Source organism: Pseudomonas oryzae, assembly GCF_900104805.1.
Taxonomy (GTDB): domain Bacteria; phylum Pseudomonadota; class Gammaproteobacteria; order Pseudomonadales; family Pseudomonadaceae; genus Geopseudomonas; species Geopseudomonas oryzae.
This window is the reverse complement of record NZ_LT629751.1, coordinates 4039801-4060596: the sequence shown is the minus strand read 5'-3', so window position 1 is coordinate 4060596 and position 20796 is coordinate 4039801. Positions and strand designations below refer to the sequence as shown.

At 68.5% G+C, this 20796-nt stretch carries 21 protein-coding genes; 15 read left to right on the top strand and 6 right to left on the bottom strand.

The window, feature by feature from the left end; all coding sequences use genetic code 11:
- Positions 1–204 precede the first annotated feature (204 nt).
- The 6 genes from paaA (at position 205) to paaZ (ending at position 6322) form a co-directional block, all read left to right on the top strand.
- The gene (gene paaA / locus BLT78_RS18475) at positions 205–1197 is read left to right on the top strand and encodes a 1,2-phenylacetyl-CoA epoxidase subunit PaaA (protein ID WP_090351253.1); all 993 of its coding nucleotides are present in this window, start codon (positions 205–207) and stop codon (positions 1195–1197) included.
- A gap of 27 nt (positions 1198–1224) precedes the next feature.
- A complete protein-coding gene (gene paaB, locus BLT78_RS18470; RefSeq protein ID WP_090351251.1) occupies positions 1225–1506 on the top strand; it encodes a 1,2-phenylacetyl-CoA epoxidase subunit PaaB in 282 nt (93 codons plus the stop codon).
- A gap of 11 nt (positions 1507–1517) precedes the next feature.
- Positions 1518–2282, top strand: a complete 765-nt coding sequence (gene paaC / locus BLT78_RS18465; protein ID WP_090352409.1) for a 1,2-phenylacetyl-CoA epoxidase subunit PaaC — start codon at positions 1518–1520, stop codon at positions 2280–2282.
- Between the two features lie 88 nt (positions 2283–2370).
- On the top strand, positions 2371–2916 hold the full coding sequence (gene paaD / locus BLT78_RS18460; RefSeq protein ID WP_090352407.1) for a 1,2-phenylacetyl-CoA epoxidase subunit PaaD: 546 nt from the start codon (positions 2371–2373) through the stop codon (positions 2914–2916).
- 43 nt (positions 2917–2959) lie between these two features.
- Complete coding sequence (gene paaE / locus BLT78_RS18455) at positions 2960–4045, top strand: 1,2-phenylacetyl-CoA epoxidase subunit PaaE (RefSeq protein WP_090351250.1); 1086 nt, start codon at positions 2960–2962, stop codon at positions 4043–4045.
- Between the two features lie 240 nt (positions 4046–4285).
- Entirely contained in the window at positions 4286–6322 is a 2037-nt protein-coding gene (gene paaZ / locus BLT78_RS18450; RefSeq protein WP_090351248.1) for a phenylacetic acid degradation bifunctional protein PaaZ, read from the top strand.
- 263 nt (positions 6323–6585) lie between these two features.
- Here the strand turns inward: paaZ and BLT78_RS18445 are convergent, their stop codons facing one another.
- Both BLT78_RS18445 and BLT78_RS18440 read right to left on the bottom strand, forming a co-directional pair.
- Positions 6586–6942: a diacylglycerol kinase gene (locus tag BLT78_RS18445; RefSeq protein WP_090351247.1), complete on the bottom strand. Its 357-nt coding sequence runs from the start codon at positions 6940–6942 to the stop codon at positions 6586–6588.
- Between the two features lie 99 nt (positions 6943–7041).
- Positions 7042–7545 carry an anti-virulence regulator CigR family protein gene (locus tag BLT78_RS18440; RefSeq protein WP_090352406.1) on the bottom strand — a complete coding sequence of 168 codons (504 nt, stop codon included), beginning with the start codon at positions 7543–7545 and terminating at the stop codon, positions 7042–7044.
- Positions 7546–7809: 264 nt separating this feature from the next.
- Here BLT78_RS18440 and BLT78_RS18435 point away from each other — a divergent pair, with 264 nt between their 5' ends.
- From BLT78_RS18435 to BLT78_RS18420, 4 genes are all read left to right on the top strand, one after another.
- A complete protein-coding gene (locus BLT78_RS18435) occupies positions 7810–7992 on the top strand; it encodes a hypothetical protein (RefSeq protein WP_090351245.1) in 183 nt (60 codons plus the stop codon).
- A gap of 83 nt (positions 7993–8075) precedes the next feature.
- On the top strand, positions 8076–9440 hold the full coding sequence (locus BLT78_RS18430) for a glutamine synthetase family protein (RefSeq protein WP_090351244.1): 1365 nt from the start codon (positions 8076–8078) through the stop codon (positions 9438–9440).
- Between the two features lie 75 nt (positions 9441–9515).
- Positions 9516–10826 carry an NAD(P)/FAD-dependent oxidoreductase gene (locus BLT78_RS18425; protein ID WP_090351242.1) on the top strand — a complete coding sequence of 437 codons (1311 nt, stop codon included), beginning with the start codon at positions 9516–9518 and terminating at the stop codon, positions 10824–10826.
- 91 nt (positions 10827–10917) lie between these two features.
- Entirely contained in the window at positions 10918–11280 is a 363-nt protein-coding gene (locus tag BLT78_RS18420) for a cupin domain-containing protein (RefSeq protein ID WP_090351240.1), read from the top strand.
- A gap of 152 nt (positions 11281–11432) precedes the next feature.
- Here BLT78_RS18420 and BLT78_RS18415 read toward each other — a convergent pair whose 3' ends face one another.
- The 3 genes from BLT78_RS18415 to BLT78_RS18405 all read right to left on the bottom strand — a co-directional run bounded on the left by BLT78_RS18415 (position 11433) and on the right by BLT78_RS18405 (position 15922).
- A complete protein-coding gene (locus BLT78_RS18415) occupies positions 11433–12929 on the bottom strand; it encodes a CoA-acylating methylmalonate-semialdehyde dehydrogenase (RefSeq protein ID WP_090351239.1) in 1497 nt (498 codons plus the stop codon).
- Positions 12930–13004: 75 nt separating this feature from the next.
- The gene (locus tag BLT78_RS18410) at positions 13005–14327 is read right to left on the bottom strand and encodes an aspartate aminotransferase family protein (protein WP_090351237.1); all 1323 of its coding nucleotides are present in this window, start codon (positions 14325–14327) and stop codon (positions 13005–13007) included.
- A gap of 275 nt (positions 14328–14602) precedes the next feature.
- Positions 14603–15922, bottom strand: coding sequence for an NHL repeat-containing protein (locus tag BLT78_RS18405; RefSeq protein WP_172830808.1), 1320 nt, complete (start codon positions 15920–15922; stop codon positions 14603–14605).
- Positions 15923–16216: 294 nt separating this feature from the next.
- Between BLT78_RS18405 and BLT78_RS18400 the strand changes: the two genes are divergently transcribed.
- The 5 genes from BLT78_RS18400 to BLT78_RS18380 all read left to right on the top strand — a co-directional run bounded on the left by BLT78_RS18400 (position 16217) and on the right by BLT78_RS18380 (position 20157).
- The gene (locus BLT78_RS18400) at positions 16217–18028 is read left to right on the top strand and encodes a SulP family inorganic anion transporter (protein WP_172830807.1); all 1812 of its coding nucleotides are present in this window, start codon (positions 16217–16219) and stop codon (positions 18026–18028) included.
- A 63-nt stretch (positions 18029–18091) separates the two neighbouring features.
- Entirely contained in the window at positions 18092–18340 is a 249-nt protein-coding gene (locus BLT78_RS18395; protein ID WP_090351234.1) for a type II toxin-antitoxin system Phd/YefM family antitoxin, read from the top strand.
- Positions 18330–18611 carry a type II toxin-antitoxin system RelE family toxin gene (locus BLT78_RS18390; RefSeq protein ID WP_090351233.1) on the top strand — a complete coding sequence of 94 codons (282 nt, stop codon included), beginning with the start codon at positions 18330–18332 and terminating at the stop codon, positions 18609–18611. Before BLT78_RS18395 ends, BLT78_RS18390 begins: the two co-directional genes overlap by 11 nt.
- A 75-nt stretch (positions 18612–18686) precedes the next feature.
- Positions 18687–19508, top strand: coding sequence for a GIY-YIG nuclease family protein (locus BLT78_RS18385; RefSeq protein ID WP_090351231.1), 822 nt, complete (start codon positions 18687–18689; stop codon positions 19506–19508).
- Positions 19509–19743: 235 nt separating this feature from the next.
- Positions 19744–20157 (top strand): archease, encoded by a 414-nt coding sequence (locus BLT78_RS18380; protein ID WP_090351230.1) that lies wholly within the window; start codon positions 19744–19746, stop codon positions 20155–20157.
- A gap of 72 nt (positions 20158–20229) precedes the next feature.
- Here BLT78_RS18380 and rloA3 read toward each other — a convergent pair whose 3' ends face one another.
- Positions 20230–20754, bottom strand: coding sequence for a retropepsin-like aspartic peptidase RloA3 (rloA3, locus tag BLT78_RS18375; protein ID WP_090351228.1), 525 nt, complete (start codon positions 20752–20754; stop codon positions 20230–20232).
- Between the last annotated feature and the right edge of the window lie 42 nt (positions 20755–20796).

Here is a 20796-nt window from a genome sequence, read left to right as displayed (position 1 = left end):
GGGTTACGGCCTGCGGCCTAACCCACCCTACGGAGTCCCCTGCGCCCGGGCACTTCCCGATGCTCTGAAAACCCTCCCGCTCATCGCCAAAAGGCACAAAGCGACACTGAAAATATTTTCTTGCGCATCGTTTGTGTATCATATACAAATACTCAACGCCCAGGCCCTGCCCTGCCTGCAACCACGGCTGGAGAAAACAAGAAAATGTACGCACAACTCGTCGAAACCGGAGTCAAGCGCGTCAAGAGCCTCGAGGAGATGTCTCCCGAGGAGCGCGCCTTCCAGGAACGCATCGATGCCGAGATCAAGATCGAGCCGAAGAACTGGATGCCGGACGCCTATCGCCAGACCCTGATCCGCCAGATCTCCCAGCACGCCCACTCGGAAATCGTCGGCATGCTGCCGGAAGGCAACTGGGTCACCCGCGCCCCGACCCTCAAGCGCAAGCTGCAGCTGATGGCCAAGATCCAGGACGAGGCCGGCCACGGCATGTACCTGTACAGCGCCATGGAGACCCTCGGCGCCGACCGCGACGAGGAGATCGAGAAGCTGCACGCCGGCAAGGCCAAGTACTCGAGCATCTTCAACTACCCGACCCTGAACTGGGCCGACATGGGTGCGGTGGGCTGGCTGGTCGACGGCGCCGCCATCGTCAACCAGGTGGTGCTGCAGCGCACCAGCTACGGCCCCTACTCGCGCGCGATGATCCGCATCTGCAAGGAAGAGAGCTTCCACCAGCGCCAGGGCTACGAAATCCTCCTGACCATGATGCGCCACGGCAACCAGGCGCAGAAGGACATGGTCCAGGACGCCATCAACCGCCTGTGGTGGCCGGCGCTGATGATGTTCGGCCCGAGCGACGCCGACTCGCCGAACAGCGCCCAGTCGATGGCCTGGAAGATCAAGCGCATGAGCAACGACGACCTGCGCCAGCGCTTCATCGACCAGACCGTGCCGCAACTGGAATTCCTCGGCTGCACCGCTCCCGACCCGGACCTCAAGTGGAACGAGGAGCGCGGCCACTACGACTTCGGCCAGATCAACTGGCAGGAGTTCTACGACGTGCTCAAGGGCAACGGCCCGTGCAACCGCGAACGCATCGCCACCCGCCGCAAGGCGCTCGAGGATGGCAAGTGGGTCCGCGAAGCCGCCGTCGCCCACGCCGCCAAACGCCAACAAAAACAAAACGCTGCCTGATCGGCGCCTGAATCGGAGAACCCCGCCATGTCCGAATGGATCCTTTTTGAAGTCTTCGTCCGCTCCAAGCACGGCCTGAACCACAAGCACGTCGGCAGCGTGCACGCCGCCGATGCCAACATGGCCTTGGAGAGCGCCCGCGACCTGTACACCCGCCGCAACGAAGGCGTGAGCATCTGGGTCGTGCCCTCGGCGCAGATCACCGCCACCGCCGGCGACGAGAAAGAGCCGTTCTTCGACCCGTCGCAGGACAAGGTCTATCGTCACGCCAGCTTCTACGAGCTGCCCGAAGAAGTCGGGCACATGTGAGGATGCCGGTCATGACTGACAACAAGAACGACCTGATCGAATACCTGCTGCGCCTCGGCGACAACGCCATGATCAACGGCCAGCGTCTGTGCGAGTGGTGCGGCCACGCGCCGGCCCTGGAAGAGGAAATGGCGCTGATGAACGTCGCCCTCGACCTGGTCGGCCAGGCCCGCAACTGGTACGAGTACGCCGCCGAGCTGCTGGCCGACGGCCGCGACGCCGACCAGTTGGCCTTCACCCGCGACGAGCGCGACTTCCGCAACACCCTGCTGGTCGAGCAGCCCAACGGCGACTACGCGGTGACCACCGCCAAGCTGTTCCTGTTCGACGCCTGGCACCTGCACACCCTGCAGGCGCTGTCCGCCTCCAAGGACGAGCGCATCGCCGCCATCGCCGCCAAGGCCCTCAAGGAAGCGACCTACCACCTGCGCCGCTCCGGCGAGTGGGTCGAGCGCCTGGGCGACGGCACCGAGGAAAGCCGCCAGCGCATGCTCGCCGCCATCGACGAGCTGTGGCGCTTCACCGGCGACCTGCTGGCCGGCGACGAGATCCAGCAGCGCCTGGCCACTGCCGGCATCGCCGCCGACGCCGAGGCCGTGGCGAGCGCCTGGCAGGCCACCGTCGAGCAGGTGTTCGGCGCCGCCAGCCTGCCGGTGCCGCAGCCGGCCAGCTACTTCTACCTGGACGGCAAGCGCGGCCTGCACACCGAGCACCTGGGCATCCTGCTGGCGGAGATGCAGTTCCTGCAGCGCGCCTACCCGGGTGCGACCTGGTAAGCCCGGTCCGCAACCGACCGCAAGCGGAGGAGCCATGAGCAAAGATTCCGAGCTCGACGCCCTGTTCGGCGGCAGCCCCGTCGCCGGCATGGGCAGCAGCGATCAGCCCTCCGGGCTGATCGCCTCCGACGGCGGCGCCCGCGCGGCGGACGAGTCCGACCTGCCGCGCGCCTGGCAGGTGCTGGAGCAGGTGATGGACCCGGAGGTGCCGGTGGTCAGCGTGATCGACCTCGGCATCATCCGCGACGTCGCCTGGGTCGACGGCCACCTGCAGGTGGCCGTGACGCCGACCTACTCCGGCTGCCCGGCCACCGAGCTGATCGAGAACGAGGTGAGCAAGGCCCTGGAGCGCGCCGGCTTCCGCGCCCCGCGCATCGAGCGCCGCCTGGCGCCGGCCTGGACCACCGACTGGATCAGCGAGCAGGGCCGCGAGCGCCTGCGCGCCTTCGGCATCGCCCCGCCGTCCGGCAGCAGCAGCAAGCGCAGCCTGCTCGGCGAGAAGGACGAGATCAGCTGCCCGCACTGCGGCAGCCACGACACCGAGGTGGTCAGCCAGTTCGGGTCCACCGCCTGCAAGGCCCTGTACCGTTGCCGCTCCTGCCTGGAGCCCTTCGACTATTTCAAGTGCATCTGAACGGCTCGCCCACCGCCGCGACGCGGGCCTGGAGAATAACAAGATGAGCAAGTTCCATACGCTGACCATCCGCGAAGTGCGCCCGGAAACCCGCGACACGGTGTCCGTGGCCTTCACCGTGCCCGCCGAGCTCAGGGACAGCTTCCACTACACCCAGGGCCAGCACCTGGTGATGCGCACCCAGATCGACGGCGAGGAAGTGCGCCGCACCTACTCGATCTGCAGCGCGGTGAGCGAGGACGACCTGCGCGTGGCAATCAAGCGCGTGGACGGCGGCCTGTTCTCCAACTTCGCCAACGACCAGCTCAAGGCCGGCGCGACCCTGGAAGTGATGCCGCCGGCCGGCCACTTCTCCATCCCGCTGGATCCGGCGCGCGCCGGCAACTACCTGGCGGTGGCCGCCGGCAGCGGCATCACGCCGATCATGTCGATCGTCAAGACCACCCTGGAAACCGAACCGGACAGCCGCTTCACCCTGATCTACGGCAACCGCTCCAGCGCCAGCACCATCTTCCGCGAGCAGCTCGAGGACCTGAAGAACCAGTACCTCGACCGCCTCAACCTGATCTTCGTGTTCAGCCGCGAGCAGCAGGACATCGACCTGTACAACGGCCGCATCGACGCTGCCAAGTGCGACGCGCTGTTCTCCCGCTGGCTGGACGTGCCGAACCTCGACGCCGCCTTCATCTGCGGCCCGGTGGAGATGACCGAGTGCGTGCGCGACGCCCTGCGCCGCCACGACCTGATCAACGAGCGCATCCACTTCGAGCTGTTCACCGCCGGCACCCCGGGCGCCGCCGCCGAGAAGCGTGCCGCCCGCGAGGCCGCGGCCAGGGTCGGCGGCGCGGTCAGCCACGTCACCGTGACCAGCGACGGCCGCAGCATGAGCTTCGACCTGGCGCGCAACACCCAGAGCCTGCTCGACGCCGGCAACGCCCACGGCATGGAGCTGCCCTACTCGTGCAAGGCCGGCGTGTGCTCGACCTGCAAGTGCAAGGTGGTCAAGGGCGAGGTGGAGATGGATGCCAACTTCGCGCTGGAGGACTACGAGGTGGCCGCCGGCTACGTGCTGTCCTGCCAGGCCTTCCCGGTCAGCGACGAGGTTGTGCTGGACTTCGACCAGCTCTGAGAGCCAGCCCACGACCTGCTGCGCGTCGGCCAGGCGGCGTTGGAATCGGTTTCGGAATGCTCATTTGCAGCCAGCAAACTCCGCTTCCTCAACCGATTCCGCCTTGCCTGGCTCTAGCTCGCGAGGTCGTGGGCAGGCTCTGGCGACTTTATCCCCTGCGGCGCCAGCGTGGCGCCGCAGGACAGAACAATCACGGGCGGCCATGACCGCCCGTTCTGCCTTGCTTCAGGAGATTCCCTGATGACCACCCTGCAAAGTTTCATCGGCGGCCGCTGGATCGGCGCCGACGCCGCCCAGGCGCTGAAGAGCGCCATCGACGGCCAGATCGTCGCCCACACCCACGCCGACAAGCTCGACTTCGCCGAGGCGGTCAGCTTCGCCCGCCAGAGCGGTACTCCGGCGCTGCTGAAGCTCGATTTCCAGAGCCGCGCGCAGATCCTCAAGGCGCTCGGCAAGTACCTGATGGAACGCAAGGAACAGCTCTACGCGATCAGCCACCACAGCGGTGCGACCCGCATGGACAGCTGGATCGACATCGAGGGCGGCGCCGGCACCCTGTTCGCCTACGCCAGCATGGGCACCCGCGAGCTGCCCTCCGGCAACCTGGTCCACGAAGGCCCGGCCATCCCGCTGGGCAAGCAGAACCACTTCGCCGGCACCCACATCCTGGTGCCGCGCGGCGGCCTGGCCGTGCACATCAACGCCTTCAACTTCCCGATCTGGGGCATGCTGGAGAAGTTCGCGCCGACCTTCCTCGCCGGCATGCCGTGCATCGTCAAGCCGGCCACCGCGACCAGCTACGTTACCGAGGCCTGCGTGCGCCTGATGCACGAATCCGGCCTGCTGCCCGAGGGCAGCCTGCAACTGATCGTCGGCAGCACCGGCGACCTGCTCGACCGTCTGGAAGGCCCGGACGTGGTGACCTTCACCGGCTCGGCCGACACCGCCGCCAAGCTGCGCGTGCACCCCAACCTGATCCGCAACTCGATCCCGTTCAACGCCGAGGCCGACTCGCTGAACTGCGCGATCCTCGCCCCGGACGTGACCCCGGACGACGAGGAGTTCGAGCTGTTCGTCAAGGAAGTCGCCCGCGAGATGACGGTCAAGGCCGGCCAGAAGTGCACCGCGATCCGCCGCATCATCGTCCCCGAGAGCCGCATCGACGCCGTCGCCGAGCGCCTGGCCGCGCGCCTGGCCAAGGTGGTGGTCGGCGACCCGAGCAAGGAAGGCGTGAAGATGGGCGCGCTGGCCTCCCACGACCAGTTCGACGACGTCTCCGGCCGCGTCGACGCCCTGCTCGCCAGCAGCGAGCTGCTGTTCCGCGGCGAGGCGCAGTTCGTCGGTGACAACGTCGCCGAGGGCGCGTTCTTCGCCCCGACCCTGCTGAAGAGCCGCGATCCGCACGCCACCGGCGGCGCCCACGACATCGAGGCCTTCGGCCCGGTCAGCACCCTGATGGGCTACGCCGAGATCGACGAGGCCCTGGCCCTGGCCGCCCGCGGCAAGGGCAGCCTGGTCTCCACCCTGGTCACCAAGGATCCGCGCGTCGCCGCCCAGGTGGTGCCGGCCGCCGCCGCCTGGCACGGCCGCGTGCACGTGCTGGACGCCGAGGCCGCCAAGGAATCCACCGGCCACGGCTCGCCGCTGCCGATGCTCAAGCACGGCGGCCCCGGCCGCGCCGGTGGTGGCGAGGAGCTGGGCGGCATCCGCGCGGTCAAGCACTACCTGCAGCGCACCGCGGTGCAGGGTTCGCCGACCATGCTCAGCGCCATCACCGGCGAGTACGTGCGCGGCGCCAAGGTCATCGAGACCGAAGTGCACCCGTTCCGTCGCCACTTCGAGGACCTGCAGATCGGCGAGTCGCTGCTGACCCACCGCCGCACCGTCACCGAGGCTGACCTGGTCAACTTCGGCTGCCTGTCGGGCGACCACTTCTACATGCACTTCGACGAGATCGCCGCCAAGGAATCGCAGTTCGGCAAGCGCATCGCCCACGGCTACTTCGTGCTGTCGGCGGCCGCCGGCCTGTTCGTCTCCCCCGGCGTCGGCCCGGTGCTGGCCAACTACGGCCTCGACACCCTGCGCTTCGTCAGCCCGGTGGGCATCGGCGACACCATCCAGGCGCGCCTGACCTGCAAGCGCAAGATCGACCAGGGCAAGCAGTCCAGCCTCGGCACCCCGCAGGGCGTGGTGGCCTGGGACGTGGAAGTCACCAACCAGAACGGCGAGTTGGTGGCCAGCTACGACATCCTGACCCTGGTGGCCAAGCGCGGCTGAGCCCTTCGCAAGACTTCGCCGCGCCCCACCGGCGCGGCGTCACCCCAGGACGGTTTGCGGCGCGGCCCAGGGCCGGCGTTCCGCCACAAGCGGGGCCCGTTCCTCGGCCCGCCCCAAGCCCCTCGCGCTGCCTCCCGGCAGCGTTTCGGTTGGACTCCAGATCTGTCTCTCCGCGCCGGCCACAAGCCGGCGTCTTTTTGTCCGCGCCGCCAGCCCGACACCTTGTTCGGCTTTCTGAATTCAGGCGTCTCTGCACGCGCGCCTCAGCCCGCCAGCCAGTCCAGCCCGAAGGCCACTCCCACCACCACGGCGATGCCGCTGGCCACCAGCGCCGCGCCGGCGGCGATGTCCTTGGCCGCGCCGATCTCCGGATGACGCTCGGGATGCAGGTGGTCGATCAGCGCCTCCAGCGCGCTGTTGACCAGCTCGGCCACCAGCACCAGCCCGACCGCCAGCGCCAGCAGCGCCCACCACAGCGGCGCCGGCCGCGTCGCCAGCAGCAGAACCAGCACCGCCGTGGTGGCCAGCAGATGGGTGCGCAGGCTGCCTTCGCGCTGCACCGCCAGGCGCAGCCCGTGCAGGGCAAAACCCACGCGCCTGATGAACGGCTGTCCCTTCATCCCCCGCCTCCTTCGCCTGACTCCTGTCATGCAAGGGTAGCCACCGGCACCGCGACCGGCAGCAAAAAGCCGGGGCACGCAGACCCCGGCCTGTGCGCGTCAGTTGAACATGTCGTTCAGCACCGCGTTGATCAGCCCGGTGGAAATCGACACCTGCACCAGGTCGGTCCCCACCCGCACCCACTCGTGCCCCTCGTGGTAGGGCAGACGGCTGACTAGGCGACGGTCCAGCTGCTGCCTGGCGATCCCCGGCGGCAGCGGCTTGCCGCGCTGCAGGTTGTTGCGGATGCCCGGCGGCAACGGCTTGCCCGGATTCCAGTACGCGCGGTTGTCGCCGATGGTCACACGGATGCGCTCGCTGTCGACCCGGAAATCGCCATGGCCGTCATGGCGGGACGGCCCGCCGCTGGCCGGCTTGCCGTTCTGCGGCTGGTGCCCCTGGGGCGCGGCGCCTTTCTGCCCCTGGTTGCCCTTGCCCTGTTGCGGCGAGTGCATCTGCTGCGGGTGCTCGTCCTTGCCCCTGGGCTCGGCCAGCAGGGCCGGCGAGCCGGCCGCCAGCACCAGGCCGGTGAGCAGCACGACCGCGGAACGCGACTTGAAGATATCCATGCTTTCTCCTGAAAAGGGGACTGTCCCTGCCGGACGCGCCCCAGAGTCGCCCGGGGCTTTCCGGTACCTGGCACAAGAGCCGGCCGGCAGCACGGGGAGCATAACCTGTGGCCACGCCGCCGGGCGGGCTCCGCTCGCAAGCCGGAGAGGCAGGCGTGGCGGAAACCCGGGCAGGCTGTGCAACAAAATGCACATGCGCTATTGCGGGCAAGCCCGAACCCACCTAGATTCAATGCATCCCGGTCCTTCAGCCAGCTCATGTCCCTGACCACGCTAAACCTCAGCCCGCTCCGTCTCGCCGCCACCCTGCGGCGCCGGGCCGTGTTCGTGGCGGCGTGGCTCAACCCCTTCCTCAACGCCATCCTCGCCTTCTGGGCGCTGTTTCACTGCCGCCACGCCCGGCCTCCCGCGTCTCGTCGCCGTTTCATCGCCACCCACTGACGCCGCCCCGTGCGGCAACCGATGAACGCTTCCCCCCACCCGGCGGGAGGAGCCCGTGCGCCCCGGCGCAGACGAGAGCGACCATGCATTTCGCCCATGAGCAGGAAGCCCAGGATTTCCTGGCCCAGAACCCCGACATCGACCTCTTCGAACTGTTCATCCTCGACGCCAACGGCGTGCCGCGCGGCAAACTGCTGCACCGCGAGGAACTGCTCGCCGTGTACCGCAGCGGCCGCCCGCTGCCCAGCACCATCCTCGGCCTCAGCCTGGCCGGCGAGGACGTGGAAGACAGCGGCCTGGTGTGGGACGTCGGCGACATCGACTGCCGCGCCTACCCGCTGCCCGGCAGCCTGGTGCGCCTGCCCTGGCGCAAGGTGCCGACCGGCGCGCTGCAGGTCAGCATGCACCCGCTGGAGGGCCTGCCGGCCAGCGTCGCCGACCCGCGCCACCTGCTGATCCGCATGATCGACCAGCTGGCCGCCGAGGGCCTGCACCCGGTGATGGCCTGCGAGCTGGAGTTCTACCTGCTCGACGAGCGCCCCGACGCCCACGGCCGGCCGCAACCAGCGCTGGACGCCGACGGCGGCCGGCCGACCCAGACCCAGGTCTACGGCCTGCGCGAGCTGGAGCAGATCGAGCCGTTCCTCGCCGACCTCTACGCCGCCTGCAAGGCGCAGGGCATCCCGGCGCGCACGGCGATCTCCGAGTACGCCCCCGGCCAGGTGGAGATCACCCTGGAGCACGGCCCGGCACTGCAGGCCATGGACCAGGCGGTGCGCTACAAGCGCCTGGTCAAGGGCGTCGCCCATGCCCACGGCATGCGCGCCTGCTTCATGGCCAAGCCGTTCGCCGCAATCGCCGGCACCGGCCTGCACATGCACGTCAGCCTGGCCGACGCCGCCGGCAACAACCTGTTCGCCGCGGAGGACGCTGCCGGCACCCCGCTGTTGCGCCAGGCGGTCGGCGGCATGCTCGCCAGCCTGCTCGACTCGCTGCTGCTGTTCTGCCCCAACGCCAACTCCTACCGGCGCTTCCAGGCCCACAGCTACGCGCCGCTGGCGCTGAACTGGGGCGTCGACAACCGCACCGTCAGCCTGCGCGTGCCGGGCGGCCCGGCCTGCACGCGGCACGTCGAGCACCGCATCTGCGGCGCCGACGCCAACCCCTACCTGGCCGCCGCGGCGATCCTCGCCGGCGTGCACCGCGGCGTGCGCGATCAGCTCGATCCGGGCGATCCGGTGCAAGGCAACGGCTACGCCCAGGCCAGCGGCCTGCTGCCCACCGACTGGCTCGCCGCAATCGACGCCCTGGAGCGCTCCGACTGGGCGCGCGACGCCTTCGGCGCCGAGTTCCTGCGCGTCTACCTGGCGGTCAAGCGCGCCGAATACCGCCAGTTCATGAGCGAGGTCGGCGAGCAGGACTGGCGCTGGTACCTGAACCAGGTCTGAACCGCCGCCCGGCCTTGCCATCCAGCGCGCGCCGCCGGACGCGGCGCGCCTGTTCCCGCAATTCGAGGAAACGCCATGACCATCGCAATGCCCATGCGCGCCGCCGCCGAGCGCGCGCCGTCCTACTACAGCGCGACCATCCACCAGGAAACCGACTGCCCCCGCCTGCAGGGCGAGGTCAGCGTCGACGTCGCCATCATCGGCGGCGGCTTCACCGGCGTGGCCAGCGCCGTGGAGCTGGCCGAGCGCGGCCTCAGGGTCGCCATCGTCGAGACCCACAAGATCGGCTGGGGCGCCAGCGGCCGCAACGGCGGCCAGGTCACCGGCAGCCTGTCCGGCGAGGGCGCCATGCGCAAGCAGATGCGCGCCCGCCTCGGCGCCGAGGTGGACGACTTCATCTGGTGGCTGCGCTGGCGCGGCCAGCAGATCATCGAGGCGCGGGTGGACACGTACGCCATCGCCTGCGACCTCAAGCGCGGCCACCTGCACGCGGCGATGACCCCGGCGCACCTCGCCGAACTGCGCGCTTCCTGGGAGGAAGCCCAGCGCCGCGGCATGGCCGACGAGGTCAGCCTGCTCGACGCCGCCGGGGTGCGCGAGCACCTGGCCAGCGACCTCTACCTGGGCGCACTGAAGAACACCCGCAACCTGCACCTGCACCCGCTCAACCTGTGCATCGGCGAGGCCCGCGCGGCGCAGAGCCTCGGCGCGCTGATCTTCGAGCACTCGCCGGTGCTGGACATCGTCCACGGCGCGCAGCCCGTGGTGGTCACCGCCGAGGGGCGCATCCGCGCCCGCCAGGTGCTGCTGGCCGGCGACGTCTACCACAAGCTCGAGCGGCAGCGGCTCAAGGGCATGATCTTCCCGGCGATGGGCGGCATCGTCGCCACCGAGCCGCTCGGCGCGCTGGCCCGGCAGATCAACCCGCAGGATCTGGCGGTCTACGACTGCCGCTTCGTCCTCGACTACTACCGGCTGACCGCCGACGGCCGCCTGCTGTTCGGCGGCGGCGCCAACTACTCGGGGCGCGACTCGCGCGACATCGCCGGCGAGCTGCGCCCGTGCATCGAGCGCACCTTCCCCGCGCTCAGGGGCGTGCGCATCGACTACCAGTGGAGCTGCGCGATGGGCATCGTGATCAACCGCATCCCGCAGCTCGGCAAACTGTCGGACAACGTCTGGTACTGCCAGGGCTACTCCGGCCACGGCGTGGCCACCAGCCACGTGATGGGCGAGATCCTGGCCGAAGCGATCAGCGGCGACCTCGGCAAGTTCGACACCTTCGCCAGCTGCAAGCACATCCGCGTGCCGTTCGGCGACGCCCTCGGCAACCCGCTGCTGATGGCCGGCATGTGGTACTACCAGCTGCTGGAGAAGCTGCGCTGACGCCTGCTGCCCTGCCGGCGCGGTGCGCCGGCAGGCTATAACCAACAGACCGACCCCCATCCCGTTCGGCCAAACAACCGGGAGAGCCCCCATGTCCATCCGCGAGATCGTCGACTTCGCCCAGGCCAGCACCGCCACCGAGCACTACCGCCCGGCGGCGGACAAGGTGCTCGCCGGCGACCCCGAGCAGAGCGTGCGCAACCACTACGCCAGCCCCTGCGGCCAGTTCAATGCCGGCGTCTGGGAGGGCGCGGTCGGCCAGTGGCAGGTCAACTACACCGAGCACGAATACTGCGAGATCCTCCAGGGCGTGTCGGTGCTACGCGACCGGGACGGCAACGCCAAGACCCTGCGCGCCGGCGACCGCTTCGTCATCCCGGCCGGCTTCTCCGGCACCTGGGAAGTGCTGGAGCCGTGCCGCAAGGTGTACGTGATCTTCGAGGCGAAAGCCTGACCCGCACGCCAGCCTGCACAACGCCCCGGACCCGCCAACTGGGTCCGGGGCGTTTTTGTTGCCGGATCTGAAAGGGAGCCGCACGCAGCAAAACGCCGCCCCCCGAAGGAAAGCGGCGTTGCGGGCGGCTCAGGCTGCTGGCCCTGCGGCCATCAGCCGTTGCTCGGGAAGGCGAACTGCGCCGCCTCGTGGCTGGCGCGTTGCGGCCAGCGCTGGGTGATGGCCTTGCGCCGGGTGTAGAAGCGCACGCCGTCCGGGCCGTAGGCGTGCAGGTCGCCGAACAGCGAGCGCTTCCAGCCGCCGAAGCTGTGGTAGGCCGCCGGTACCGGCAGCGGCACGTTGACGCCGACCATGCCCACCTCGATCTCGTCGCAGAACAGCCGCGCCGCCTCGCCGTCGCGGGTGAAGATGCAGGTGCCGTTGCCGTACTCGTGGTCGTTGATCAGCTGCATGGCTTGTTCCAGGCTGTTCACCCGCACCACGCACAGCACCGGGCCGAAGATCTCTTCCTGGTAGATGCGCATGTCCGGGGTCACCCGGTCGAACAGGGTGCCGCCGACGAAGTAGCCGTCCTCGTTCCCGGCCACCCGGTAGCCGCGGCCGTCCACCACCAGCTCGGCGCCGGCGGCCACGCCGTCGTCGATGTAGCCGACCACCTTGTCGCGCGCCGCGGCGGTGACCAGCGGGCCCATGTCCAGGCCGCAGCTGGTGCCGGCGCCGATCTTCAACGCCTGGATCTGCGGCACCAGCTTGTCGATCAGCGCATCGGCGACCTGGTCGCCCACGCACACAGCCACCGAGATGGCCATGCAGCGCTCGCCGCAGGAACCGTAGGCGGCGCCCATCAGCGCGCTGACCGCGTTGTCGAGATCGGCGTCGGGCATCAGCACCGCGTGGTTCTTCGCCCCGCCGAGCGCCTGCACGCGCTTGCCGCGCTTGCTGCCTTCGGCATAGATGTACTCGGCGATCGGCGTCGAGCCGACGAAGCTCAGCGCCTTGACTTCCGGCGCCTCGATCAGCGCGTCCACCGCCTCCTTGTCGCCGTGCACCACGTTGAGCACGCCGCTCGGCAGGCCGGCCTGCTGCAGCAGCTCGGCAATGAACAGGGTGGAGCTCGGGTCGCGCTCGGAGGGCTTGAGGATGAAGCAGTTGCCGCAGACGATGGCCAGCGGATACATCCACAGCGGCACCATGGCCGGGAAGTTGAACGGGGTGATGCCGGCGACCACGCCCAGCGGCTGGAAGTCGCTCCAGGCGTCGATGTTCGGGCCGACATTGCGGTTGTACTCGCCCTTGAGGATTTCCGGAGCGGCGCAGGCGAACTCGACGTTCTCGATGCCGCGCCTGAGCTCGCCGGCGGCGTCCTCGAGGGTCTTGCCGTGCTCGGCGCTGATCAGCGCCGCGATCTCGGCCTCGTGCTGCTCGAGCAGCTGCTTGAAGCGGAACATCACCTGGGCGCGCTTGGCCGGCGGGGTGTTGCGCCAGGCCGGGAAGGCGGCCCTGGCCGCGTCGATGGCGAGCTGCACGGTGGCGCGGTCGGCGAGGGCGACCTGGCCGCTGACGCTGCCGGTGGAGGGGTTGAACACGTCGGCCGCGCGGCCCTGGCTGGCGGTGCGCTCGCCGTTGATCAGGTGGGGGATCAGGCTCATCTGGTTTTCCTTGGCTCGACATGCCCCGCCGCGCAGGCGGGACGAAAGGGATTGGGGTGTCGGGACGCGCGGCGATCAGGCGACGCCGTTGAGGGCCTGGCCGACCGCATCGAACAGGCGGTCGAGGTCTTCCGGCCTGGCGTTGAAGGTCGGGCCGAACTGCAGGGTGTCGCCGCCGAAGCGCACGTAGAAACCGGCCTTCCACAGCGCCATGCCGGCCTCGAACGGACGGACGATGGCGTCGCCGTCGCGCGGGGCGAGCTGCAGGGCGCCGGCCAGGCCGCAGTTGCGGATGTCGATGACGTGCCTGGCGCCCTTCAGGCCGTGCAGCGCCTGTTCGAAGTAGGGCGCCAGTTCGGCGGCCTGCTCGACCAGGTGTTCCTTCTTCAGCAGCTCCAGGGTGGCGAGGCCGGCGGCGCAGGCCACCGGGTGCGCCGAGTAGGTGTAGCCGTGGGTGAACTCCACCGCGTACTCGGGGCTGGCCTGCTGCATGAAGGTGGCGTAGATCTCGCGGCTGGCGACCACCGCGCCCATCGGGATGGCGCCGTTGGTGATCTGCTTGGCGACGTTCATCAGGTCCGGGGTCACGCCGAAGTACTCGGCGCCGGTCCACTTGCCCATGCGGCCGAAGGCGGTGATCACCTCGTCGAAGATCAGCAGGATGTTGTGCTGATCGCAGATCTCGCGCAGGCGCTGCAGGTAGCCCTGGGGCGGCACGATGACCCCGGCCGAGCCGGACATCGGCTCGACGATCACCGCGGCGATGTTGGAGGCGTCGTGCAGCTCGATCAGCTTGAGCAGCTCGTTGGCCAGCGCCACGCCGCCGGTTTCCGCCGCGCCCCTGGTGAAGGCCAGTTCCGCCTGCAGGGTGTGCGGCAGGTGGTCGGCGTCCATCAGCTGGCCGTACATCTTGCGGTTGCCGCCGATGCCGCCGAGGCTGGTGCCGGCGATGTTCACGCCGTGGTAGCCGCGCGCGCGGCCGATGAACCTGGTCTTGCTCGGCTGGCCCTTCAGGCGCCAGTAGGCCTTGGCCATCTTCACTGCCGTATCGCAGCACTCGGAGCCGGAGCCGGTGAAGAACACGTGGTTCAGCTCGCCCGGAGTCAGCTCGGCGATCTGCTCGGCCAGCCGGAACGACAGCGGATGGCCGTACTGGAAGCCCGGCGAGTAGTCGAGGGTGCCGAGCTGGCGGGCCACCGCCTCCTGGATCTCCTTGCGCGAGTGGCCGGCGCCACAGGTCCACAACCCGGACAGGCTGTCGTAGACCCTGCGTCCGTCGCTGTCGACCAGCCAGCTGCCCTCCGCGCCGACGATCAGCCGCGGGTCGCGCTGGAAGTTGCGGTTGGCCGAAAATGGCATCCAGTGGGCATCCAGCTTGAGTTGCTCTGCCAGCGACATGGGCGTGCTCTCCTGCGTGCGTGTTGTGTGCCGGCCCCGCGGGACCTGGTCGGGTTGGCTCCCGGGCGCAGCGGGGAGCGGATGGACACAAGGTGGCACAGGGCTCGCTTCGCAAAAATCCAGCATTTCAGATGCATGGTTTAGCCTGAACTAAACAATTACCCCGCTCCACTCCCGGCGCTGACGGCGCGCGGGCCTGTATCCCGCCAGCGCCAGGCCCGCCGTGACGCGGATGCGCCGCCGGTTGGCGCCCCGCCCCGGCAGACCGCAGTCGCTCAGCGGGCGCCAAAGGTCGTGTCGAGGCGGCCCTGCGGGGTCAGGGCGAACAGGACCAGACCGTTGTCCTGGCGGGTCGCCGGATCCTGGAAGCGCGTGCTCGCCGAGCCGCAGACGAAGATCGTGCCATTGGCGGCCAGCGCCAGGCCCGTGGCGGTGAGGTGGCTGCCCAGTTCGACGCTGGCGACCCCGTCCTCCCCGAAGCCGGTGTCCGGCGTGCCGTCGGGATGCAGGCGCATCACCCGCATGGCCGCCCACTGCTGCCTCGTGGTGCTGCGGGTTCCCAGGAGCACTATCCGGCCATCGTCCTGGAGCTGGATGGCCGCCAGCCCGGAAACCATGGGCAAGCGCACCACGCCCGCCTGCCCGAAAGTCGGGTCCGGCTGGCCGGCGTCGTCATGGCGCAACAGCACGCCAGCCGAGTCCAGGCCGGTACTGCCGTCATCGCGGGATATCCTCTGGTGGGTCGTCCCGGCCAGCAGGATCCTGCCGTCAGCCTGCACGGCGATGGCCTTGGCGACCGTGGAGGTGGCGTCCCCGAACGACCTGACGAGGGTGCCGCCGCGGGCGAACGCACGGTCCGGCCGACCATCGGCCTGCAGGCGCAGCAGCGCCAGGTCCGGGTTGCCACGGCTATGCATCATGCCGGCGACCAGGATGCGGCCCTGGCGGTCCGCCAGCACCGCTTCGGCAAAGTCCTCGGAAACCGTGCCAACCCGGAACAGCGCCTTGCCCTTGCCGGAGAACCGCCGATCCAGCCGGCCATCGGCCTGGTACGCCACCACCGCGAAGTCGTAGCGCGCGCTGATCAGCATCTGGCGCTGCAGGCTGCCCCCTGCCGCAATGATCCGGCCGTCGGCCAGGACCGTCACGCCGCGCGCCATGTCGTGGCTTCTGCCGATTCCGGTCGCCAGCCAGCCCCGACCGTCCAGGCCGGGATCCGGACGGCCATCGGGCAGGAAACGCATCAACAGGAAGTCGCCATCCTGGCGCTGCGCCGGATAGGCGCTCCCGGCGAGGACGACCCGGCCGTCCGCCTGCAGCGCCAGAGCCTCCGGCACCAGCGAGGCGTCGCCGGCGCCGCCCTTCACCACCACCACGCCAGCCTGGCCGAACGCCGGGTCCGGACGCCCGTCGGGGAGCAGGCGCAGCAACCAGGCCTCCGTCGAGCACCCCCGGGAGACCGCCGCGGAGACCAGCAGCCGGCCATCATGGGTGAGGGCGAGCGCCGGGCTTTCGCTTCGCACATCCAGCGCGATCTTCACCACGCCGGCCGGCAGTTCCGCCTGAGCCGGCAGGCTCAGCAGGGCCAGCAGCACACAGCCCGCTCTCCGGATGCACCACATGCGCAGCCCTCGACGTCCGATTGACCTGCGTCGCAAGGCGGCGGCTCCGCCATCCTGACGACCGACAGCCGCAGTGTAGCCTGCCGCGCGCAAGCCCCCGGTGCAGCAGAGAGCGCCCCACCTGGGCAGCAGCGAACTCCCCTGCCCCCGCTACGCTGAAGGGATGGGCACCCGGCGCTCGCCCCTCCGCGCCTACCGGCACGGCGGAAGGGCGCCGGGCCTTGCCGGCAATGTTCCCCCTTCCGCCCTCCGGCCAAGGACTCCAGCATGGGCAAAGTGCAGCACGGCCGTTCCTCCCGCTGGCTCACGCGCCTGGCCCCCGGCCTGGCGGCGCTGCTCGCCTACCGGCGCCGCGATCTGCCCGGCGACCTGGTCGCCGGCGTGTCGGTGGCCGCGGTGGCCCTGCCGGTCGGCGTCGCCTATGCCCAGCTCGCCGGCTTCAGCCCGGTGGTCGGCCTGTACGCCAGCATCCTGCCGCTGCTGGTCTATGCCCTGTTCGGCACCTCGCGCCAGCTGATCGTCGGCCCGGACGCGGCGACCTGCGCGCTGGTGGCTTCGGCGCTCGTGCCGCTGGCCGCTGGCGATGCCGCGCTCTACCTGTCGCTGTCGGTCGCCCTCGCCGCGCTGGCCGGGCTGTGCTGCATCCTGGCCAGCTTCATCCGCCTCGGCGCGCTGGCCGACTTCCTCTCCAAGCCGATCCTGGTCGGCTTCCTCAACGGCGTGTCCGTGCACATCCTCGCCGGGCAGCTGGGCAAGCTGGCCGGGGTATCCATCGATGCGCCCGGCGTGGTGCCGGCGACGGTGCAACTGCTCGAGCAGTACGCCGACTACCACTGGCCGACCCTGCTGGTCGGGCTGGTCGCGTTTGCCGTGCTGTTGCTCGCCCCGCGCCTGTTGCCGCGCCTGCCGGCGGCCCTGCTGGCGCTGGTGGTCGCCGCCGCGCTGGTCGCCGCCTTCGATCTCGACCAGCGCGGCGTGGCGGTCGTCGGTGCGGTGCCCGCGGGGTTGCCGGAGCTGAAGTTGCCGAACGTGCCCTGGCATCTGATCGACGAACTGATGGCGGCCGCGCTGGGCGTGGCGCTGGTCAGTTTCTCCAGCATGATGCTGACGGCGCGCAGCTTCGCCGCCAAGAACCACTACGAGATCGATGCCGACCGCGAATTCGCCGCCCTCGGCGCGGCCAACCTCGCCGCCGCGCTGACCCAGAGCTTCGCCATCAGTGGCGCCGACTCGCGCACCGCGGTGAGCGACGCCGCCGGCGGCCGCACCCAGCTGACCGGGGTGATCGCCGCGCTGTCGATTGCCGTGGTGCTGCTGTTCCTCAGCGACCCCCTGCGCTACGTACCGATCGCCGCGCTGGCCGCGGTGCTGGTCATGGCGTCGATATCCCTGCTGGACGTGCGCGGCCTGGTCCTGCTGCTGCACTTCAGCCGGATCGAGTTCGCCCTGGCGATGCTGGCCACCACGGGCGTGATCTGGGTGGGCGCCATCAAGGCGATCCTGGTGGTGCTGGTCCTCTCGCTGATCCGCTTCGTCATGCTCTCCTCGCGGCCGCGCTTTGATGTACTGGGCAAGGTGGCAGGCATCTCCGGGTTCCATCCGCTGGCCAACCACCCCGAGGCCACCACCTGGCCCGGCCTGCTGCTGCTGCGCTTCAACGCGCCGCTGGTGTTCTTCAACGTCAACTACTTCAAGCAGCAGGTCGAGCGCGCCGTCGCGCATACCGGCACCGACCTGCGCTGGCTAGTCCTCGATGCCCTGCCGATCACACAGATGGACGTCACAGGCTACCTGGTGGTCGAGGACCTGAAGGCTTCCCTGCGCCAGAAGGGTATCCAGCTGGTCGTCGCCGGACGGCGCAAGGAGATCCTGGACTGGCGCAAGGCGCACGCCCTCGAGGACGACGACACCCTGTACTTCCCGACCATGCGCAAGGCGGTGAAGGCGTTTGTGGAGGGGCATCAGGGAAACGTGAGCGCACCGCCAGAGTCATCATCGACTGCGCCGCCCCGGGACGGCTCTGCTGGTGGCGAGGCTGGAGGGGAGCCACCCGACACCTCCGGACCTGGAGCACGCTGAACAGCACCATTGAAAGCACCTATAATGGCTCTCCAACGATTCCCCCAAGCAGGAGCAAAGCCGATGACTCACTTGGTGCTGTCCGACGTTGCCGCCAGCATTTCCGAGCTCAAGCGCAACCCCATGGGTACGGTCGCGGCCGGCGAAGGCGGCGCGGTGGCCATCCTCAATCGCAACGAACCGGCGTTCTACTGCGTGCCCGCTCCAGCCTACGAGGCCCTGCTGGCGCGCCTGGAAGACCTGGAGCTCAACGCCCTGGCCGACAGCCGCCAGCACTCGCCGGAAGTCGAGGTCTCGCTGGATGACCTATAAGCTGGTCTTCAAGGAAGAAGCCCTCAAGGAATGGCGCCGGCTCGGCGACACCGTCCGCGAGCAGTTCAAGAAGAAACTGGCCGAGCGCCTGGAAAACCCGGTAGTGCCGGGCGACCGCCTCAGCGGTAGCCACAACCGCTACAAGATCAAGCTGCGCTCGGCCGGCTACCGGCTGGTCTACGAAGTCCGCGAGCAGGAAATCACCGTGGCGGTGATCGCCGTGGGCAAGCGGGAGCGCGGGGAGGTTTATCGGGAGGCGGGGAAGCGTTGAGTTGGTAAGCTTGGGGCGACTATCGACGCCATCAAGAATGAATCCCCCCTTTCCCGGCATACGCAAGGAAGTCTTATGCTCCTTATCGACCTGCTCAGAACGTTGTCACCCACCTTCTCTTCCAAAGCAGCCAAGGTCCATCTCGCAGTCCCAAATGAAGAGGGAGAAGACCCTTACGACGAATTGCTCAGCGGTAATTTCGAGCGCTGGCAAAAATGGCAGTCACAGAAAAACTTCGAGCGGAAATTCGTCGTCTCCCTGATCAAACTCAAAAAGCCAAACCACTGGCTATTCGCCGGCGTATACCAATCGTGCAAACCTGTCATCAGGGAGAACAGGCCAGACTTATTTTTCTATGACTTGGAAGAGCTTGAAGAATTTCGCGACTTTAAAGCTCGGCTGGTGGTCAAGTTTTCTCGCCCTGGTCGTCAGTCATACCTACTCATGGACAAATGGGAAGATCTGTTCGAGGCAGTCGAGTGGAAGGGTGAAGCAGTCAGCATCGGTGAGTTCCCCGGGTTCAAGAAGGTACTGCTTTCTCGCCAGGACCTCCAGGTCATGGTCCGAAGCGCTCCAGAGTCTTGGCGCACAGCATTATCAAGCGTCGCGGGGGTCTACCTGATTTCCGACACTGTTTCAGGAAAACTCTATGTGGGCAGTGCTACTGGTGGAGCAGGAATCTGGCAGCGCTGGGTGCAATATGCTGATACGGGGCATGGCGGAAATGTGGAGTTGATTGATTTAATGAACGCCGGCGGAACAGACAGACTCACAGGGTTTCGTTACTCAATCCTTGAAATCGCAGACGTCAGCGAAAGCCCGGAAAACATGCGTAAGCGTGAGAGCCATTGGAAAGAGATACTGATGACTCGCATGCATGGCTTCAACAGCAACTAAAAGTAAAACTGCAGCAAGCCAACTCTATAGCAGCCAGGAGCACACCACACCATTGCGAGATGAGCGATCATTGGCGCTCACCGCCTGTCACGTCTACTAGCAGGCTGATCTACAGTAGGCGGCAATTGAGGCATCAGACGGATCTACCGAAGCGGCTGCCGCATGACTGGAAAAAAGGCGCCACGCCGGTTACAGCTTGTATGAGGTTGCGTCGACTTCCAGCCCCGGAGCCCCCATGCCCTGGCAAACCTTCCCCCACGAAGCCGACATCGGCGTACGCGGCAGCGGTGCCACGCTGGAGGAGGCGTTCGCCGGCGCGGCGCTGGCGCTGACCGCCGCGATCTGCGATCCGGCCTCGGTGATGCCGAAGCAGTCACTGACCATCGACTGCGCCGCGCCCGACCTGGAGCTGCTGCTGGTCGACTGGCTGAACGCGCTGATCTACCGCATGGCCACCCGCCACCTGCTGTTCTCGCGCTTCGAGATAAGGATCGACGGCACCCGCCTGCACGCCAGCGCCTGGGGCGAGGCGGTGGACGTGGCGCGGCATCAGCCGGCGGCGGAGGCCAAGGGGGTGTCGTTCTGCGAGCTGAAGGTCTGTCAGCAGGCGGACGGCAGCTGGCTGGCACAGGCGGTGGTCGACGTCTGAACAGCGCGCGCCGTCATGCTCCGGCTGGCGCTGCCGGGGTGCGGCGCGATGAGTCTGGCTGGGCCGGGCCGGTTATCGGGCCTTGCCGCCCGGACAGCTGGGCTTGTGGGTGAAGGTGCGCGAGACGTCCACAGCGCCGAGGTGCTCCAGGGTGCGCCGGCCGATCAGCACCGGGTAGAGCATGTCGCCGCGGTCGTTGAGGGAGAACTGCTCGTCGAGTAGATGGCTGCCGATGCACATCTGCATCATTACCACCGGGCGCCGTTCGGCACCGCCGGCGCCGCGCACCTTGACGTCGCGCTCGAGGCGCCGCTCGAAGGGGATGCTCACCTGCTTGCCGGTGTCGCTGTCCTTCACCTCGACCTTGAAGCGCACCCACTTCTCGCCGTTCTTGTCGAAGCGCTCGAGTTCCTTGGCATCCAGCGACGAGGTGAGCGCGCCGGTGTCGAGCTTGCTCTTCACCGTGACGTTCTCCGGGAGCAGGCGGCTCTCCTCGACCCAGCCGTAGATCTCCGGCGTTCCCGCCTGCGCCATGGGCACGGCGACCAGCAGCGCCAGGGCGACGCTGGCGAGCGAACCTGTCCGTCTGCCAAACATGCTGAATCCTCCTGGAATGAGAGCCCCAGTATGGCCGGGGCG

Coding starts and splice junctions, on each gene's coding strand:
- BLT78_RS18380 (WP_090351230.1), top strand. CDS start 19,744: ATGCCCTGGCAAACCTTCCCCCACGAAGCCGACATCGGCGTACGCGGC.
- BLT78_RS18435 (WP_090351245.1), top strand. CDS start 7,810: ATGTCCCTGACCACGCTAAACCTCAGCCCGCTCCGTCTCGCCGCCACC.
- BLT78_RS18410 (WP_090351237.1), bottom strand. CDS start 14,327: ATGTCGCTGGCAGAGCAACTCAAGCTGGATGCCCACTGGATGCCATTT.
- BLT78_RS18430 (WP_090351244.1), top strand. CDS start 8,076: ATGCATTTCGCCCATGAGCAGGAAGCCCAGGATTTCCTGGCCCAGAAC.
- BLT78_RS18400 (WP_172830807.1), top strand. CDS start 16,217: ATGGGCAAAGTGCAGCACGGCCGTTCCTCCCGCTGGCTCACGCGCCTG.
- paaA (WP_090351253.1), top strand. CDS start 205: ATGTACGCACAACTCGTCGAAACCGGAGTCAAGCGCGTCAAGAGCCTC.
- BLT78_RS18445 (WP_090351247.1), bottom strand. CDS start 6,942: ATGAAGGGACAGCCGTTCATCAGGCGCGTGGGTTTTGCCCTGCACGGG.
- paaE (WP_090351250.1), top strand. CDS start 2,960: ATGAGCAAGTTCCATACGCTGACCATCCGCGAAGTGCGCCCGGAAACC.
- paaC (WP_090352409.1), top strand. CDS start 1,518: ATGACTGACAACAAGAACGACCTGATCGAATACCTGCTGCGCCTCGGC.
- BLT78_RS18420 (WP_090351240.1), top strand. CDS start 10,918: ATGTCCATCCGCGAGATCGTCGACTTCGCCCAGGCCAGCACCGCCACC.
- BLT78_RS18395 (WP_090351234.1), top strand. CDS start 18,092: ATGACTCACTTGGTGCTGTCCGACGTTGCCGCCAGCATTTCCGAGCTC.
- BLT78_RS18425 (WP_090351242.1), top strand. CDS start 9,516: ATGACCATCGCAATGCCCATGCGCGCCGCCGCCGAGCGCGCGCCGTCC.
- paaB (WP_090351251.1), top strand. CDS start 1,225: ATGTCCGAATGGATCCTTTTTGAAGTCTTCGTCCGCTCCAAGCACGGC.
- paaD (WP_090352407.1), top strand. CDS start 2,371: ATGGGCAGCAGCGATCAGCCCTCCGGGCTGATCGCCTCCGACGGCGGC.
- BLT78_RS18385 (WP_090351231.1), top strand. CDS start 18,687: ATGCTCCTTATCGACCTGCTCAGAACGTTGTCACCCACCTTCTCTTCC.
- rloA3 (WP_090351228.1), bottom strand. CDS start 20,754: ATGTTTGGCAGACGGACAGGTTCGCTCGCCAGCGTCGCCCTGGCGCTG.
- BLT78_RS18415 (WP_090351239.1), bottom strand. CDS start 12,929: ATGAGCCTGATCCCCCACCTGATCAACGGCGAGCGCACCGCCAGCCAG.
- BLT78_RS18390 (WP_090351233.1), top strand. CDS start 18,330: ATGACCTATAAGCTGGTCTTCAAGGAAGAAGCCCTCAAGGAATGGCGC.
- paaZ (WP_090351248.1), top strand. CDS start 4,286: ATGACCACCCTGCAAAGTTTCATCGGCGGCCGCTGGATCGGCGCCGAC.